The following is a 17,492-nucleotide window of genomic DNA, read 5'->3' on the forward strand; positions in this document are numbered from 1 at the left end:
TATACACCCTTGACTTTGAGGATGTAAACCATCAGATGTTGTGCATTACATCACCGGATGCGATGATATGGCACAGCACTTCCTTCTTTCCAGCAAAGCCCGCACCATTAGCCTCAAGGCTGTCTACCAAATGGGCGAAGACAAAGCGTATGCCGCTTTCCGCGCCCTTCGGTGGCCGGAGACGGAAGGAGAGGCCGTTTGCCCGCGTTGTGGCTGCTGCGATACCTATGACATTCCCAGCCGTCGCAAGTTCCAGTGCAAGGCTTGTGGGCATCAATTCTCGGTCACAAGCGGGACGATCTTTGCGAGCCGGAAGATGGCCTTCACGGACCTTATGGCCGCAATCGTGCTGTTCGTGAACGGTGCGAAGGGGGTGTCTGCGCTGCAGATCAGCCGCGACCTCGATTGCCAATACAAGACCGCCTACGTTCTCTGTCACAAGCTGCGCGAGGCAATGGCAAAGGAGCAAGCCGGTCTTACGCTCAATGGCGTGGTCGAGATCGACGGTGCTTACTTCGGTGGCTACGTGAAGCCAGAGAACCGCAAGGAGGATCGCAAGGACTTGCGCCTCGCTGCGAACCGCTCTGGCAAGCGCCAGTGCGTTGTCATTATGCGCGAACGTAAGGGGCGCTCACTGCCCTTCGTGGTCGCCAGCGAGGGCGATGCCGTTCCCTACGTGCGTGACCATGTGGGCACCCTTGCCTCCATCCATGCCGATGAAGGCACAGGCTGGGATGCACTTCATGCCGGGTGGGATACCCACCGGGTGAATCATTCGGTGCAGTTCATGGACAAGGGCGCTTGCACCAATCAGGCCGAATCATTCTTCTCTCGCCTTCGCCGCATGGAAGTTGGCACCCACCACCATATCGCCGGAAAGTATCTCCACGCCTACGCTGGTGAAGCTGCATGGCGCGAAGATCATCGCCGCAACAGCAATGGCGGGCAGATGAACCGGGTGATCTACGCAGCTATGGGAAGCAAGGTCAGCCGCCAGTGGAAGGGCTATTGGCAGCGCGCCGCCTAAGGATCAGGCTATCCTACCGAGCGAATCGGAGGGCGGTATGTCGAATAGCTTTCTAATAGTCGGGCTTCACGAAATTCACGTTGACGAGAATGGCCAGTTCATAGGTGTCAGGATGCAGGACAATACAGGCCAGCCGGTAGGATTAGGGCTGCATCCTGAAATGACACATGACCTAGCGCTTGGTTTGTTCAAAGCACTGAGCGACGGCACCAAGAGCGGAAAACTGGCTCAACAGCTTTCGCCCATGCTGCAATCTGCGCTGCATTTTGAAGCGAGTGCGGCGGGGGTTGAATTGGCATTTGACCTCTCTGATGGCCTCCGCATTGCATCGCAGATGCCTTGGGATTCTGCGCGGCACTTTGCTGAGCAGTTGATTGCTCTATGCGATCTGGCAGAGATGAAGCCATCCGATCCGAACTAGCCATCTTGGTATCCTTCACAAAAAAGGGCACCCCACCATGGGATGCCCGACAACTACACAATCTGGTGCCCCTACCGGCTATGCCAATGCCCAGCGCCGGGGCCTACCTTCAACTCTCTGCACGTCCCGGCCTACCCTGTTAGACAGGGCCTTATTCAGTGGGCCGACAAGAGACTTAATGGCCTCTCGGCTACAATCTCCCTCAGGGTCGAACGTGATGGCCCTCTCGGCTATCTCAAGCGAAGTGAGCGGTCTATCTGCGGTGCGCAGGATGGTAAGGTAGATGCGCAGCCCCATCCCTCTGCTACGCCAGCGGTTGTAGCTACGGGACTGAACGGGCCTGATGCCCGAAACGTCAAACCCGGCCTCAAACAGAACCAGCGTTTCAGCAACATGGGCCGCAAGCCTTCGACAGCGCAAAGCCTCTGCTTCATGGCGCTCTGCCTCCCCTATCAGGCGGGCATACTTACGCTTCAATGCGCTGGTTACGTGTGACTCTGCCATCGCCGGAAACTAGCGGCACCGGCAAATTCAGGCAGGCGCTTTCTTTCTGCGCTTGCTACCTAATGCCGGGAATGACGAAGAGAGGGGCTTTTACACCTAAGCCCATGACACTCGCCCCTTCCCTCTGCTATCGCCGCGCCATGAGCAATTCCGATGATTTCGAAACCCTCGGCCCCTCAACCCGAGGTGTCCTTGCCGGGCGGGCTGACGAGTGGACAGGGACACCGGGGCATCCCGGTGCGGTGGTCAATCCGGCGGTTTGGCGGGCTTCGACGCATCTTTATCCTGATATGGCGGCGCTGCGGGCGCATCCGGCGAATGAGGATGGCAAGTTCTACTACGGGCGGCGCGGCGGTCCGACGCAGTGGGCGCTGGCCGATGCGCTGACGGCGCTGGAGCCGGGAGCGGCGGGGACGGTGCTGTACCCTTCGGGTGTGGCAGCAATTGCGGGGGTGTTGTTGACCGTGCTGCGCCCCGGCGATGTCTTGCTGATGACCGACAATGCCTATGAACCCAGCCGGGCGATGGGGCGCGGGTTGTTGAAGGATTTTGGCGTGGAAACGCGCTGGTTTGATCCGACCGACATGGCATCGTTCGAAGCGGCCTGTTGCGAGCGGACGCGGTGCGTGCTGCTGGAAAGCCCCGGCAGCCTGACAATGGAGGTGCAGGACGTGCCTGCGCTGAGCGCTGCTGCGCGGGCGCGCGGGATCGTCAGCGTGCTGGACAATACCTGGGCGTCAGCGCTGGGCTTTGCCGGGCTGCGCCATGGCGCGGACATTGTGGTGATGAGCCTGACCAAGCATGTGTCCGGCCATTCGGACTGTATGATGGGATCAGCCAGCGCAGGCGAGGAGTGGTATCGCAAGCTTCGGGTACGATCGCAGGGGTTGGGGATTGTGACATCGCCCGATGATGCGGCGCTGATGCTGCGAGGCCTGCGCACGATGAAGCTGCGGCTTGAGGCGGAGACGGCTTCGGCGCTGGCGCTGGCGCAATGGCTTGAGGCACGGCCAGAGGTGGCGCGGGTGCTGTGCCCGATGCTGCCGGGATCGCCGGGGCATGAGCTGTGGCAGCGTGATTTCACCGGCGGATGCGGGCTGTTCAGCTTTGTGCTGAAGGGCGGCACCAGCGCGGGGCGCGATGCGCTGATCGATGCGCTGAACCTGTTTGGTATCGGCTATTCGTGGGGTGGGTTTGAAAGCCTTGCCACACCGGTTGATCCACAGGCGATCCGTACGGCGAGCGCTTGGCCGCTGAAGGGAATGGACTCGGGCGACCGGTTCGGGGTGCGGCTGTCCATCGGGCTGGAGGATACGGCGGATCTGATGGCCGATCTGGATCAGGCGCTGCGCGTGTGGGCTGCAGATGGAGCGGCAGCATGAACGAGGTGAAGACGCAGATTGCCGAAGCGGTGCGGCTGCTGAACGATATCGGCTTTGACATTGGCAACTATCACATTTCGGTGTGGGGCGCGTTGCGCATCGTGATCGTTCTGGTGCTGGTGCTGGCCATTGCACGACTGGGCAGCAAGCTGGCTCGGCGGACGTTCAGCCACATCACCAGCCTTGACGGCGCGCAGCAGTTGCTAGGTGAAAAGCTGGTGTCAATTGCGGTCTGGGCACTGGCGATCCTGATCGGCATCGATGTGCTGGGCATCAGCCTGACCGCGCTGACGGTGTTTTCGGGCGCGTTTGGTCTGGCCATCGGGTTTGGTCTGCAAAAGACGTTCGGCAACCTGATTGCCGGAATCATCCTGCTGATGGACCGGTCAATCAAGCCGGGCGACGTCATTGCGGTGAACGACGGCAAGGGCGCATCGTTTGGTGAGGTGAAGAAAATTGGCATTCGCGCGGTATCGGTGACCACACGCGACAACCGGGAATACCTGATCCCGAACGAGAATCTGATGACGCAACAGGTTGAAAACTGGTCTTATTCATCGCGTGAGGTAGCGATCAACATTCCGGTTGGCGTCGCCTATGGCAGCGATCTGGAACTGGTGGAGAAGCTGTTGCTGGAAGCGGTAGCGTCCACCCCGCGCGCATTGAGCTTCCCCTCGCCCGGCGTGTTGCTGAGCGCGTTCGGACCAAGCAGCATCGACATGACCATCGTGGTGTGGATTGACGATCCCGAGGCGGGCGTGGGCAATGTGCGGTCGGACGTGCTGTGGAAAGTATGGCGGCTGTTCAAGGAAAACGGAGTGCAGATTCCGTTCCCGCAGCAAGATGTGAACATCAAGGATGGCGCAGGTCTGCGCGTGCTGGCCGATGCGTTGAACAGGCGGGTTGCGCCGCCCGCCCAATGATAGGCCGCAACCGCTAAAGTTGATCTAGGCAGGGGACAATCCATTCTCGCTGGTCTGCTGGCCTGCCTGCCCCCATTTGCGCAAGGATGAGCAACCTGTCTTCCAGAGTCGGAACTGTGTTTCTGGTGGGCGCCGGCCCCGGCGATCCTGACCTGCTTACCCTGCGCGCGGCGCGGCTGGTGATGAATGCGCGTGTTCTGGTGCATGACGGGCTGGTGGACCCTGCCATTCTGGCGATGGCCCCGCGCGGTTGCCGGATGATTTCGGTGGCCAAGCAGCGCGCGCGGCATACCATGCAGCAGGAAGACATCAACGCCCTGCTGGTGCGCGAAGCCTTGGCAGGCCATGACGTGGTACGGCTGAAAGGCGGCGATCCGTTCGTGTTCGGACGTGGCGGCGAAGAGGCGGAAGACTGCCTTGCCGCAGGCGTCCCGGTGCAGGTTGTGCCCGGCATCAGCGCCGCCATGGGCGCGGCGGCATCGGCCATGATACCGCTGACGCATCGTGATGCGGCGAGCATCGTGACTTTCGTGGCCGGCCAGTGCAAGGGCCTGACCGACCAGAACTGGGCAGGCCTTGCAGGTACTGGCCGGACGCTGGTGATCTATATGGGCGTGGCGACCGCCGATGCGATTGCCGAAAAGCTGATGGCCGATGGCCTTGCCCCCGATATGCCGGTGGCAGTGATTGAAAATGCAGCGCGGCCGCAGATGCGCGTGCTGCGCGGGCAACTGGCGGCGCTGGGCGCCGTGGTTGCGGACAACAAGGTCAAGAGTCCTGCCCTGATCGTGATTGGCGATGTGGCAGGCCGGGGAGACATGATGGAGTTGAAGCAAGTGGTGGAGATGACGGCGTGAAAATCATCACCGGAAGTGATCTGCGCACCGGAGACGTGATCTGGTGGACCGGCGAAGGCTGGTCGCGCCACGTCAACGATGCAGTGGAAGCAGGCGAACATGCCGAAGCGATCATCGCGCGCGAAAACGCCAAGCAGATCGTCACCGATACGCAGGTGATCGAAGCGACGCAGACCGAAGACGGCGTGCGCCCCGCGCACATCAAGGACCGTATCCGCGCGCTGGGGCCGACGGTCCGGCTCGACCTTTCCCTCAAGCCTGCCGACCCTGCCGCCGGCAACTGGGTGATCTGACATGTATCAGTATGACAGCTATGACCAGTCGATGGTCGATGCCCGCGTGGCCGAATTCCGCGATCAGGTGGAGCGCCGCCTTGCCGGTGACATCACCGAGGACCAGTTCAAGCCGCTGCGCCTGAAGAATGGTCTGTATCTTCAGCTTCACGCCTATATGCTGCGCGTGGCCATTCCTTATGGCACGCTGAGCAGCCGCCAGATGACGATGCTGGGCGATATCGCGGACAAGTATGACCGTGGTTACGCACACTTCACCACGCGCCAGAACCTTCAGTACAACTGGATCAAGCTGGAACAGACGCCTGATCTTCTGGCAGACCTCGCCTCGGTCGAGATGCACGCTATCCAGACCAGCGGCAACTGCATCCGCAACACCACGGCAGACCAGTTTGCTGGTGCCGCAGCGGACGAACTGGTCGATCCGCGCCCTTATGCCGAACTGCTGCGCCAGTGGTCGACGTTCCACCCGGAATTCGATTACCTGCCCCGCAAGTTCAAGATCGCCATCATCGGCAGCGAAACTGACCGTGCGGCAATGAAGCTGCACGACATCGGCATCCAGCTGGTCAAGAACGACGCGGGCGAAATCGGCTGCAAGTTCTATGTCGGTGGCGGCATGGGCCGCACCCCGATGATCGCGCCGGTGATTGGTGATTTCGTGCCGCCGCTCCAGATGATTTCGTATCTGGAAGCGTGTTTGCGCGTCTATAACCGCTATGGCCGCCGCGATAACAAGTACAAGGCGCGCATCAAGATTCTGGTCCACGAAATTGGTGCGGACGAATACCGCCGTCAGGTGGAAGAAGAATTCGCGCATATCCTGACGCTGGGGCTGGAACCGCCGCCGGCGGAACTGGAACGGATCAAGGGCTTCTTCGAACAGCCCGGCTTTGAAGCTGGCGCGACCGACGACATCGACCTGTCCGATCCCGACTTTGCGCTGTGGGTGGATCAGAACATCCATGCCCACAAGCAGCCGGGCTATGCCATCGTCAACATCAGCCTGAAGCCGGTTGGCGGCATTCCGGGCGATGCGACGTCGGACCAGATCCGTCTGATGGCCGATCTGGCGAAGGCATATTCGTTCGACGAACTGCGCGTGACCCACGCCCAGAACATCGTGCTGCCGCATGTGCGCAAGGCCGACCTTTACACCATCTGGCAGAAGCTGGATGCGGCAGGGCTGGCCAATGCCAACCTCGACCTGATCGGCGATATCATTGCCTGCCCCGGTCTGGATTATTGCAGCCTTGCCAACGCCCGCTCGATCCCCGTGGCGCAGAAGATTTCGACACGCTTTGCCGACCTTGGCCGCCAGCGCGACCTTGGCGAATTGAAGCTGAAGATTTCGGGCTGCATCAATGCCTGCGGGCATCACCACGCGGGCCACATCGGCATCCTGGGTGTCGACCGCAAGGGCGTTGAAAACTACCAGCTTCTGCTGGGTGGTTGCGAAGGGGCGGACACCTCTCTCGCTTCGATCACCGGTCCCGGTTTCAACGAAGACGGCATCGTCGATGCGGTGGAAAAGGCCACCAATGTCTATCTCGCCCAGCGTGAGGAAGGGGAGCGCTTTGTCGACACCTTCCGCCGCGTTGGCATGGCCCCATTCAAGGAGGCGATCTATGCCAAGGAGCCTGTCAATGGTTGAGCAGAACCTGCGTTACCGCAATGACGAGCCGGTCAGCGATCCGGCGGTAACGGTTGACGCCTTTGCCGACCAGAACAACGCAACCGCCGTGCGGATTGAACCGGGCGACGATGCGCGCGCGCTGCTGCCGCACCTTGGCCGGCTGGCGCTGGTCGAAGTCAACTTCCCGGCATACACCGATGGGCGCGGCTATTCGGCCGCGCGCATCCTGCGCGAACATGGCTATCAGGGCGAATTGCGCGCCGTGGGCGATGTGCTGCTGGACCAGCTTTCGCACATGCGTCGCTGCGGTTTTGACAGCTTTGCCCCCAACCAGCAGATCAGCGCCGAAGCTGCCGACAAGGCGTTCGGCACATGGCCTGACGTGTATCAGAAGACCGTCGACGGTCGCCCCGCAATCTGGGCGAAGCGTCACCCCGCGTAACGCTGGGTAGAAAGACAGAAGAACCGATGGACAGCACCGTGACCCGCAAGATCGACCTGATCGACACTGCGCCGCGTTTCACCGAAACCGACGCGATCCGCCTGAACAACCTCTTTCGGGGCACCGACACGCATGAGATGATGCGTTCGGTGATCCGTGACGGGCTGGCTGGCGATCTGGCGATCGTGTCAAGCTTTGGCGCGGAAAGCGCGGTGCTGCTTCATCTGATTGCGCAGGTCGATGCCAGCGTGCCGGTGTTGTTTCTCGAAACGCACAAGCACTTCCCCGAAACGCTCGCCTATCGTGACGAGCTGATCGGCTTTCTGGGCATGACCAACCTTCAGATCATCGAACCCGATGCTGAAGTTATCGCCAAGAAAGACGACAACGGGCTGCGCTGGTCGTGGGATCCTGATGGCTGCTGCGAAATCCGCAAGGTGCAGCCGCTGGCCAAGGCGCTGTTGCATTTTGACGGGTCGATTACCGGTCGCAAGGGCTTTCAGTCCAAGACCCGTTCCGGGCTGCCCCGGTTCGAGATCGACCATTCAGATGCGCAGGGGCGGTTGAAGATCAACCCGCTGGCATCGTGGGACAAGGACATGCTGGCAGCCTATTTCGCCGAACATGGCCTGCCCGCGCACCCGCTGGTAGCCCAAGGTTATCCGTCGATAGGCTGCGCGCCCTGCACCAGCAAGGTGGCAGAGGGCGAAGACCCGCGTTCGGGCCGCTGGAAGGGCTGGGACAAAACCGAATGCGGCATCCATTCGCCCACCGACGGCGAAGTGAGCGCCGTTCCGGGCAGCGGCAAGCCTGATGATCTGCCGCCGGGGTATGAACCAGTTTTCTGATTTGGCGTTGAAATCCGCCGTCTAAAGCTACCGTCGCCCCGGACTTGATCCGGGGCGCGTCTGTTCTGGAGCGGAATAGCAGCAATTTGCCTGCAACCGCCTGCCTCTGCTACGCCCCCCTTAGGGATAAAGGGGAGTGGCTGGCGGTGATCGACGCGCGCAGTATTGGACGTGTTGCCGGGCCGCTGGGCTTTATCGTGACATTGCTGGCAGCAGCGCCTGCGGGAATGCCCGATGCGGCGTGGAGCGCGGCGGGGCTGGTGTGGTGGATGGCAGTATGGTGGATGACCGAGGCCCTGCCGCTTTCGGCCACCGCATTCCTGCCCTTTCTGGTGCTGCCGCTGACCGGGGTGGCCGATGCCAACAAGACGGCAGGCGCTTATTATTCGCCGCTGATGTTCCTGTTTGTGGGTGGCGCGTTTCTGGCGCTGGCCATTGAACGGACCGGGCTGCACCGGCGGCTGGCGCTGTTTATCATGGGCTTTGCAGGCGCGCGACCGGGGCAATTATTGCTGGGCGTGATGGTCGCAACGGCAGTACTGTCCAGCTTTATATCAAATACTTCTACCGCATTGATAATGATGCCGATGGCCGTTGCCATGCTGCGCGCGGGCGGCGTGCGCGAAGGTGAAACCGGCGGCATGGCGGGTGCGCTACCGATGGGGATTGCCTTTGCCGCCAGCATTGGCGGACTGGCGACGTTGATCGGCACGCCCACCAATGCCATTGCCGCAGGGCTGATCGAAAAGGCGCTGGGGACGAAAATCACGTTTCTACAATGGGCGCTATATGGCGTGCCGATTGTGGTGATTGCGGTTCCGCTGGCGGCAGGGATCATCGCGCGGGTGCAAAAGCTGGACGCCGACAGTTTTGACCCGGCACAGGCGCGCGCGGCGATCGGCCATGCGACAGGCTGGTCCCTGCCCGAAAAGCGGCTGATTCCGGTGGTGGTACTGGCGTTTCTGGCCTGGGTGCTTCAGCCCTGGCTTGAAGGGGTGTTCCCGAAAGGTGGCTTTACCGATGGAACGGTGGCGGCAGTGGCCGGGCTGGTGCTGTTCATTTTGCCCGATGGAACCGGTCGTCCCATGCTGACATGGCCCGAAGCCAACCGCGCGCCGTGGGACGTGGTGCTGATGTTTGGCGGAGGATTGGCCATGGCAATGGGCATGACCGAATCCGGCCTGACCAAGTGGATGGGCGAAATGCTGTTACCGTTGCAGCACGTTCCCCTGCCTGTCGTGGCGCTGGTGCTGGTGGCCTTCGTTATCCTTGTCACCGAATTTGCGAGCAATATCGCGGCGGCGAGCGGGATCATGCCGGTAGTGGCCGCGCTGGTGGCGGCGTTGGGGGCAGACCCGATCCTGCTGGCCCTGCCCGCCGCTTTTGCCGCGACATGGGGCTTCATGCTGCCAGCCGGAACCGGGCCGAACGCGCTGGCATGGGCCACCGGGCACTGTTCGATGCGCGCGATGGTCAAGGCCGGTTTCGCGCTGGATGTGGCGGGCGTGTTCCTGCTGGTGGGCGTGGTCTGGGCCGTGACCGGGCTATTCTGAATCGGTTTATGCGTATTACCGCTTCACCCTTTGGCAATTTCTGGGTTAGGTAGCAGCAACAAGCCCCCGACAGAGTCGCAAAGATGCATGGTTATGCGCCATTGCACAGCGGTTCGCACAGAATGGGGCGAAAGAGTGGTCGCACGTTCTTTCGTCTAGTTCCGCGTGGGGAGATTCGCCGTGCACCGCATGATTAAGACAGTGCTGGCAGTGAGCGCCGGGGCAACGGCCCTTGCCGCGCTCTTGTTGATTCCAACCGGCGTGGCGACCAGCGCCGATCACCTTGATCCGCCGGGCCGCACCGATGGCGGGGTCGATCCCAACCCGGACATTCCGGCCGATATTGCCGACGTTTTCGCGTGGCATTCGGGCACAACCACCAAGATCGCGATGACATTTGCAGGGCCAGTGGCAGCGGCGGCCACCACCCCGCTCTATTACGACCGTGACGTGCTGTACAAGATCAACATATCGACCGCCGCCCCCGGCAATACGCCGGAATTTGTCATCAAATACCGGTTCGGCAAAGGCAAAGGCCCGAATGAATGGGGCGTACGCATCGAAGGCGTGCCCGGCGTGGATGGCGTGATCGAAGGGCCGGTGGAAACCAATCTGGAAAAGAACGGGGTCAAGGCACGTGTCGGCCTGTTTGACGAACCGTTCTTTTTCGATCTGATCGGGTTTCGCGAAACCCGATCAACCGGGGTTTTGCGCATCCGCAACGATCGCAATTTCTTCGACGGACAGAACGATACCGCCATCGTGCTGGAAATTCCTGACAGCTATCTGGGATCGGGCGTGACCAACATTGGGCTGTGGGGCCAGACGCTGCGCTTTGGGGGGAACATCTGATGAAACCCGCAATCATAAAGCGCCTGCGCGCGATTTCCATGACCGCACCGCTGGTGCTGGCGACCATGCTTTCCGCTTGCGGCGACGATGGCGCAGGCAGCCAGGTTGTGGTGCCGGCCCCCCTGCCCAGCACCACAGCAACCGCAACGCCGACGCCAACGGCGACGTCAATTGCCTACAACTCGACCAACTGCTTCACGCAGGCCATTCAGGGGCAGAACGGGGCCAACCTGAAATCGTTCATCATTCCCGATACGCTGAAGCTGGATCTGTCGCGGTCCACGCGCTTTCCCAATGGACGGCACCCTAGCGATCCGGTGGTCGACATCTTGCTGGCAACGCTTTTGCTGGACATGACCGTGACCGGACAAGGGCCGAACACGTTGGCCAATGTGCCGCTGAACCCACCCAGCAATGACAAGTTTTTCCTGCTAACCTTTCCTTTCCTGCCAACGCCCAACGGATCGCCGCAGGTGGCGACGGGCACCGGATCGGACTTTGATTTCAGGACTGATGCGGATTCAGCCTTTGTCAGCGTGGATCGCATGGGCAACCCGGCGATTGCGACGGTGCTGGTCAGTTCATCAATGAAGGTGCCGTTCAACGACGATACGCCGACGGGCGATGTGACTGGCGAGAAGTACTATGCCGAATACATATCGGAACTGAACAAGCTGTTCGTGCTGATCGGGGACGATGTGGAAGGCGTGGGGCTAAAAATCTGTGCAACCAAGACCACGACGTAATCAGCGGTGACTTTGGCGGACAGGCGGCGGTGGCCATGGCTGCTGCTGACAGCAGTGCTGATGGTGGTGGCAGGGGCGATTGCGCTGGACAAATGGCGGGCGCGGCAAGCACCGCCCGATCCACTGCCTGAGCAAATCCAGCCATGGTTCGGCCCGCGTAATCAGGGTGAACTTGTTCTGTCAGCACAAGTCGGCGTTGAGGGCGCACGCAACCGGTTGTCGCTGATGCCCGGCGAATGGCTACGGCAGGAAATGCTGGCGCGCGCACTGGTGCGGCGCTTCCGCATCAACGGGGACTATGCCGATCTGGCCGAGGCGGATGGTCTGCTGGACAAGGCGCTCGCTGCCGCCCCCTTCCCTGCCGGGCCAAGCCTGAGCCGGGCCGAGGTGTCGCTGCTGGCGCACAAGCTGGATGCCGCGGACAAGGGGCTGGCGCGGTTCTTTGCGCAAGTGGGCGAACCCGATGCCGAAGAGTCTGCCGGGGCGTGGAGCATCAAGGGCGACATCGCGTTTCAGCGCGGCGACATGAAGGCGGCGCGGCTGGCCTACGCCCGTGCCGAGGAATACGACAACAACGCCGCCGTGGCGCTGCGCCAGTCGATGCTGGCCCTGCGCAGTGGCGACGCCGAACTGGCGCGGCGGCGGGTCAACGCCATCATGCGCGCGCCCAAGCTGAACCGCTGGGTAAAGGCGCAGGTCGCCTTGCAGCGGGCAACGATTGCCTATGCCACGGGCGACTGGAAGGCGGCGGGCCTGTGGGTGCGCTTTGCCGATGGGTTCTTCCCCGGCAATCCGCTGGTTGAAGCGCATGTGGCGCAGCAGCGTGCGCTGGAGGGGGATTTGCCGGGTGCGGTGCGGGCCTATGAAGCGGTTGTCGCCAAGGCCCCCCTGCCCGAAATGATGGATGCCCTGGCCTTTACCTTGCGCTTGCAGGGCAAAGGCGTAGAAAGCCGGGCCTGGGCCGACAAGGCCAGCGCGATCTGGGCAGAGCGGTATCGGCTGATGCCCGAAGCGGCGACGGCGCATCTGGTGGAACACGAACTGGCGCTGGGCGACCCCAAACGCGCGCTGCCAATAGCACAGGCTGACGCGGCACGGCGTCCGCATGGGGCCAGCCTGATCCTGCTGGCCAGGGCGCAAGTGCTGACCCAGAATGCACGCGCGGCCGTGGCCACACTGGAGCAGGCAGAGAAAACCGGATGGCGCAGCGCCGGGCTGTATCTGGCACTGGCAGATGCCCACGCTGCCGCCGGGGATACCGATGCGGCAGAGGATGCGCGCGAAGAAGCAGCGGATATCAACCCAAAGGCGCTTGATCCAGCGGCCAGATACATCTGGTTCGGGCATGATTGAGCGTGTCTGGCGCGGCCTTCTTCTGGCTTTGCTGGTGCTGTGGGCGCCCCCTGCGCTTGCCCATCTGACGCCCAATTCGGAAATCCGACTGAACTTTGCCCCCGGCGCGGTGACGGCGGATGTGATCGTGCCGCAGGCTGAGTTCGCCTATGCCACGGGGCTTGCCACCGATAATCGCCCCGCAAGTCTGGAACGGGCGAAAGCGCGGGTTCTGGCAGATATGGCCGTGACCTCGCCCGATGGGAAGGCGTGGGGCGTGCGAGTGGACCGGCTGGCGTTTGAACAGATTGCCGGGCCGCCGGATTTGCACATGGCGCTGACATTGACCCCACCTGAGGGAGCGGATGACCGGGCGCTGCGCTGGACCTGGCGGGTGGTGACGGCGCAAGTGCCCAGCCACTTTGCGCTGCTGGTAGTGGATGCCGATCTGGCGGGCGGCGTGAAGGGCGAGCAGGAACTGGTCGGCGCGCTCACGGGTGAAAGGCCATCGCTGCTGGTGAACCGGGGGCAGGCTTCGGCGGCAGGATTACTGGCCAATGCCTTTGCATTGGGCGCGCATCACATTGCCGAAGGGTATGACCATCTGCTGTTCCTGCTGGCGTTGCTGCTGCCCGCGCCGCTGCTGACCGCAGGGGGGCGTTGGCAGGGACAGCGCAGCGGGCGCGCCACGGTAAAGGCGCTGGCGTGGATCGTCACCGCGTTCACCATCGGCCATTCCGCCACGCTCATCCTTGGCGCGTTTTTCCACCTGACCTTGCCCGCGCAACCGGTGGAAGCGGGCATTGCCTTTTCCGTGCTGGTATCGGCCATGCACGCGGCGCGCCCGCTGTTTCCGGGGCGTGAGCCATTGGTCGCAGGGCTGTTCGGGCTGGTGCATGGCATGGCCTTTGCCACATTGGTCAGCAATTTCGGGCTGGGCGCAGGAACGCGCGCACTGGCGATATTGGGTTTCAATCTGGGGATCGAAGCGGTGCAATTGGGCGTGGTGCTGGTGGCAACGCCATTGTTGATCGCCCTGGCCCGGTGGCGGCATGGCGCAGCGGTGCGGATTGTGCTTGCAGGGTTGACCGGCCTTGCCGCCCTTGTCTGGCTGGTGGAACGACTAGGGCTTTCCTGACCTCCGTTGCCATGTTCTTCGCCCGTTCGCGCCGAGCAGCTCGGCACGAACGGGGCATGTTCAAGCAAGATTATCCGTGCGCGCCGAAGTAGTTGGCGATGGCAACCGCGATGCGGATGTTCAGCGCGTGGGCGCGTTCGATGGGGTCGATGAAACGGGCGCGGATGGCGCCATAGTCTTCGCCGCGATGGTCAGGATAATCGGTCGCTTCATCCACCGCGAAATCGGTGATTTCGGGTTCGATCACCGGATAGGCGCGACGAAGCTGCGCCAGCGCATCGTCAACACGCAGCGACAGCACCATTTCCAGCACATCGTCACGGCTGACGTCGTTCGACCGGGCAAACGGCGGTACCTGCACCGCGCGGATGAACATGTGCATCAGCAGGGCAAGGCGCACCGATTGCAGCAGGCCGATATTGCGGCGGTCAGCATCCTGTGCGGCATCGCGGCCGGATTTGTGCCCCGGCACCAGCGACAGCAGGCGGTGCAGCTTCATCCAGTCCACCCGCAGGCGCGACGTGAGCCGGCGGAACACGCCTGAACGGTCATCCTTGGTCAGATATTCCGCCAAGGCCAGACATGCACCTTCCAGCGCGGTTTCGGTGCCGCGATAGGGACGGCTTGCCCAATAGGCGGAATTGAACAGTTCACCATGGGCGGCAACCGTCTTGATCGAGGCGATGCCATTGGCCGCGCGCAGCAAGCGCACCAACTGGTTGCCGCGTTCCGACCGCCCCAGAAGTTCGGCCACGGCTTCCATTTCCTCACCCGCAGCGGTGCCAGCACCCGCAATCACGTTCACCGGATAGCCGATTTGCTGAAGGATGGCGTTGTGCGGAATGGCGCGGATCTGACGCAGGCTCATGGTGCGATCAGCCCCGATATCGGACTGACGGCGCGAAACGCGGCTGCCAGTCGATTTCAGCAGGCCAAGGCCGAACGCGGTCAGCGCGCGGGAATAGGTTGCGCTTTCCAGATGTTCACGCTGCACCCGGCGGATCGACCGGTAGAAATCAAGGCTGAGGTCAGTGCGGTCATAGAACGGGTCTTTGGCCGCAAGATCGGGTTCGGCGGCCTCCGCTTCGGCAATGCGGACCAGCGTTGCCAGCGCCAGATCGTCGTTGCGGAAGAACAGATAGCCATCGCCGCCCTGAAAGCTGGCTTCGGGTTCGATGACGATCCCGGCCTTGGCAAAGCGGCGGCGTGCCCAGTTGGACAGCGGCCATGTGAGACGATCAGCAAAGCCTGACGGATGCGCGCCACGTCCCATGGATTCGCCATGGGTGTCGAAGATCAGCGCGGCCACATCGGTCAGGCCGTTGGCCTTCATTGCTTCGGCAAGGCGGCCTTGCAGGCGTTCGATGGCAAGGGCAGCGGGAAGCTGGCCCATGAAGCGGCCCGCATCCGAAAAACCGGTCTGGATCGATACCCGTCCACGCAGGCGGGCATAATTGCGATAGGCGTCTTCGGCCAGCAGCGCCTCAAGGAAGCGCCCGCCGTGTTCCAGCGCAGTTTCGGTTTCGAACAGGGGCGAGACGTCGACCTTGCCCTCGATCCCGAACAGGCGCGCGAAGTAGAGCGCGGCCAGCACGGTCTGCGGCTGTTCGCATTCCGCAATCAGCATACGGATCGGCGCATCGGCGTCGATATGCTGAAGGATTTTGGCCATGACCAAAAACTGGCGCATGGCGGTGCTGGTTTCGATGGCCAGCGCGCCGAAGTTGACGCGCAGCGGCTTAACATCAGCCAGCAGTTCGCGCAGGCGCGACAGCGCGCCCTTGCTGCCAAGATCAAGCGTGCCATCGGGGTCAATCCGGCGGCGCAGGGCGTTATGAAGCTGCGACGAGTTTACGCGGAAGTGAATCCAGCCGATGCCAAGGCCATCGGCGCGCATAGCCGCAGCCAGCGTGGCAAGGGCAATCGCCTTGTCATCATCGGCCTTCTTCGCTTCGGCTTCCAGCGCGTCGATCAGCGGGGTAAGGCTGAGCAGCTTGGCCGGATCGTCTGCCGACAGGCGGTTTGCAGCAATGCTGAGCGCTTCGGGTGTGTCGAGCGGAACCGAAAACGCTTCGGCCATTTCAGATGCCTGGCCCTCAGCCGCGTCAAGCGTGGCAAGCAGAGGATGGCCTTCATCGATGGCGCGCAAGGTTACGGCATAGGACGCCAGACGGCGCGCCTTTTCGCGCAGGCGAAACGCGATGGAGGTGGTCCAGCCGATATCGGTGCGGCCATCCATGTCATAGCCGACCCAGGTGGCAAAGCGGAACGGCAGCGGGCGGAAATCCAACCAGCGGCCCGGCCAGCGCTGGCGCGCATGGGAGAGCAACGTAGCATTGATCTTGTCACGCGCGGCAGCGGCGCGGGTGATGGCTTCGGACACTTCGATGTGTTCGAATTCCAGCGTGATCTGCGGCCCGGACGACGGAACGGTGCAGACGGTCGAGGCCTGCGGATCATCCTGAATGGCGGCGGTGGCAACCGCGTCGGCCTGAGCCGGGGATAGCAGGAACGTGGGGTGCGCGGTGAAGACTGCGTGCAGCAGCGGCTTTTCCCAACGCGCGCGGAACTGCGAAAAGCTGTCTTCCTCATCATTCAGGCCGGTGAGGCGCGACAGGTTTTCGTCAGCGGCGGTGGGCGCAACCAGCCGCCGCAGCCGCACGGCGCGACTTTGGAGGGCTTCGCATTCCAGTTCGGCAACAAGGCCGTCGATATCGTCCAGATCCAAGCCGCCGCCTTCGAGCAGGCGGGACAGATCGTGGCTGAGTTGGAAGACAGGGTTGAACAGCGGCGTTTCGGCCGTCCGCTCATGGAGTTTTTGCAACCTGGCCTTGAGCTTTGCGACCGTCTTCATATCCGCTGTATTCCCCTGAATTTATTGTCCCAGCGCTACCGCTTCACGCGCAGCGGCTTCGATGGCGGCCTCATCAGGCGCGCCCTTACCGACGACCCAACTGCCACCGACGCACAGAACGGGGTCGAAACCCAGCCATTCAGGCGCGGTGGCGGGGGTAATGCCCCCGGTCGGGCAGAAACGGCACTGGTGGAACGGTGCGGCCAGCGCCTTGAGCGCGGGCAAGCCGCCCGACGTGGAGGCCGGGAAAAACTTGAAATGGGTCAGCCCCAGATCAAGCCCGCGCATGATATCGCCCGCCGATGCAATGCCCGGCAGGAACGGAATGCCCGATGCGACAGCGGCCTTGCCCAGATTGTCGGTCAGGCCGGGCGACACGATAAATTCGGCGCCAGCATCGATAGCGGCCTTGAGTTCATCGGGATTGGTAACGGTGCCCGCGCCGACGATGGCGCCTTCGACGCCCTTCATCGCGTGGATCACATCCAGCGCGGCGGGCGTGCGCAGGGTAACTTCGAGAACCCGCAGGCCGCCCTTTACCAGCGCGCGGGCGATGGGAAGCGCGTGATCGACGTCTTCGATGACCAGCACCGGAATGACCGGCGCGGTGCGCATGATGGTTTCGATCGGTTTCATGGCGTCTCCCCTGCGCACCACATGGCGCGCATTCCGTTGTGGAAGGGT

16 protein-coding genes are annotated in these 17,492 nt (G+C 62.3%); 14 read left to right on the forward strand and 2 right to left on the reverse strand.

Features of this window, described 5'->3' with window-relative positions; translation table 11 throughout:
* The first annotated feature begins 67 nt into the window (after positions 1-67).
* The 14 genes from OVA07_RS14565 to OVA07_RS14630 all read left to right on the forward strand — a co-directional run bounded on the left by OVA07_RS14565 (position 68) and on the right by OVA07_RS14630 (position 13,954).
* Positions 68-1,027: an IS1595 family transposase gene (locus OVA07_RS14565; protein ID WP_268172199.1), complete on the forward strand. Its 960-nt coding sequence runs from the start codon at positions 68-70 to the stop codon at positions 1,025-1,027.
* Between the two features lie 37 nt (positions 1,028-1,064).
* A complete protein-coding gene (locus tag OVA07_RS14570; RefSeq protein ID WP_268172200.1) occupies positions 1,065-1,448 on the forward strand; it encodes a hypothetical protein in 384 nt (127 codons plus the stop codon).
* 644 nt (positions 1,449-2,092) lie between these two features.
* Positions 2,093-3,334: a cystathionine beta-lyase gene (gene metC, locus OVA07_RS14575; RefSeq protein WP_268172201.1), complete on the forward strand. Its 1,242-nt coding sequence runs from the start codon at positions 2,093-2,095 to the stop codon at positions 3,332-3,334.
* Entirely contained in the window at positions 3,331-4,257 is a 927-nt protein-coding gene (locus OVA07_RS14580; protein ID WP_268172202.1) for a mechanosensitive ion channel family protein, read from the forward strand. The genes metC and OVA07_RS14580 overlap by 4 nt, the downstream gene beginning before the upstream one ends.
* Positions 4,258-4,343: 86 nt before the next feature.
* Positions 4,344-5,114, forward strand: coding sequence for a uroporphyrinogen-III C-methyltransferase (cobA, locus tag OVA07_RS14585; protein WP_268172203.1), 771 nt, complete (start codon positions 4,344-4,346; stop codon positions 5,112-5,114).
* Positions 5,111-5,407, forward strand: coding sequence for a DUF2849 domain-containing protein (locus OVA07_RS14590; protein WP_268172204.1), 297 nt, complete (start codon positions 5,111-5,113; stop codon positions 5,405-5,407). The genes cobA and OVA07_RS14590 overlap by 4 nt, the downstream gene beginning before the upstream one ends.
* Position 5,408: 1 nt before the next feature.
* On the forward strand, positions 5,409-7,061 hold the full coding sequence (locus OVA07_RS14595; RefSeq protein WP_268172205.1) for a nitrite/sulfite reductase: 1,653 nt from the start codon (positions 5,409-5,411) through the stop codon (positions 7,059-7,061).
* Positions 7,054-7,485, forward strand: a complete 432-nt coding sequence (locus tag OVA07_RS14600; RefSeq protein ID WP_268172206.1) for a DUF934 domain-containing protein — start codon at positions 7,054-7,056, stop codon at positions 7,483-7,485. Before OVA07_RS14595 ends, OVA07_RS14600 begins: the two co-directional genes overlap by 8 nt.
* 26 nt (positions 7,486-7,511) lie before the next feature.
* Complete coding sequence (locus tag OVA07_RS14605) at positions 7,512-8,333, forward strand: phosphoadenylyl-sulfate reductase (RefSeq protein WP_268172207.1); 822 nt, start codon at positions 7,512-7,514, stop codon at positions 8,331-8,333.
* 149 nt (positions 8,334-8,482) lie between these two features.
* Positions 8,483-9,886 (forward strand): SLC13 family permease, encoded by a 1,404-nt coding sequence (locus OVA07_RS14610; protein ID WP_268172725.1) that lies wholly within the window; start codon positions 8,483-8,485, stop codon positions 9,884-9,886.
* Positions 9,887-10,066: 180 nt separating this feature from the next.
* Entirely contained in the window at positions 10,067-10,738 is a 672-nt protein-coding gene (locus tag OVA07_RS14615; protein ID WP_268172208.1) for a hypothetical protein, read from the forward strand.
* A complete protein-coding gene (locus tag OVA07_RS14620) occupies positions 10,738-11,484 on the forward strand; it encodes a hypothetical protein (protein WP_268172209.1) in 747 nt (248 codons plus the stop codon). The genes OVA07_RS14615 and OVA07_RS14620 overlap by 1 nt, the downstream gene beginning before the upstream one ends.
* A 6-nt stretch (positions 11,485-11,490) precedes the next feature.
* Positions 11,491-12,837: a tetratricopeptide repeat protein gene (locus OVA07_RS14625; RefSeq protein WP_268172211.1), complete on the forward strand. Its 1,347-nt coding sequence runs from the start codon at positions 11,491-11,493 to the stop codon at positions 12,835-12,837.
* Entirely contained in the window at positions 12,830-13,954 is a 1,125-nt protein-coding gene (locus OVA07_RS14630; protein ID WP_268172212.1) for a HupE/UreJ family protein, read from the forward strand. Before OVA07_RS14625 ends, OVA07_RS14630 begins: the two co-directional genes overlap by 8 nt.
* A gap of 70 nt (positions 13,955-14,024) precedes the next feature.
* On the opposite strand, the gene OVA07_RS14635 is transcribed toward OVA07_RS14630, so the two are convergent.
* A complete protein-coding gene (locus OVA07_RS14635) occupies positions 14,025-16,808 on the reverse strand; it encodes a phosphoenolpyruvate carboxylase (RefSeq protein ID WP_268172213.1) in 2,784 nt (927 codons plus the stop codon).
* A 21-nt stretch (positions 16,809-16,829) separates the two neighbouring features.
* Positions 16,830-17,444: a bifunctional 4-hydroxy-2-oxoglutarate aldolase/2-dehydro-3-deoxy-phosphogluconate aldolase gene (gene eda, locus OVA07_RS14640; protein ID WP_268172214.1), complete on the reverse strand. Its 615-nt coding sequence runs from the start codon at positions 17,442-17,444 to the stop codon at positions 16,830-16,832.
* Positions 17,445-17,492 lie beyond the last annotated feature (48 nt).

Source organism: Novosphingobium sp. SL115 (assembly GCF_026672515.1).
Taxonomy (GTDB): Bacteria; Pseudomonadota; Alphaproteobacteria; order Sphingomonadales; family Sphingomonadaceae; genus Novosphingobium.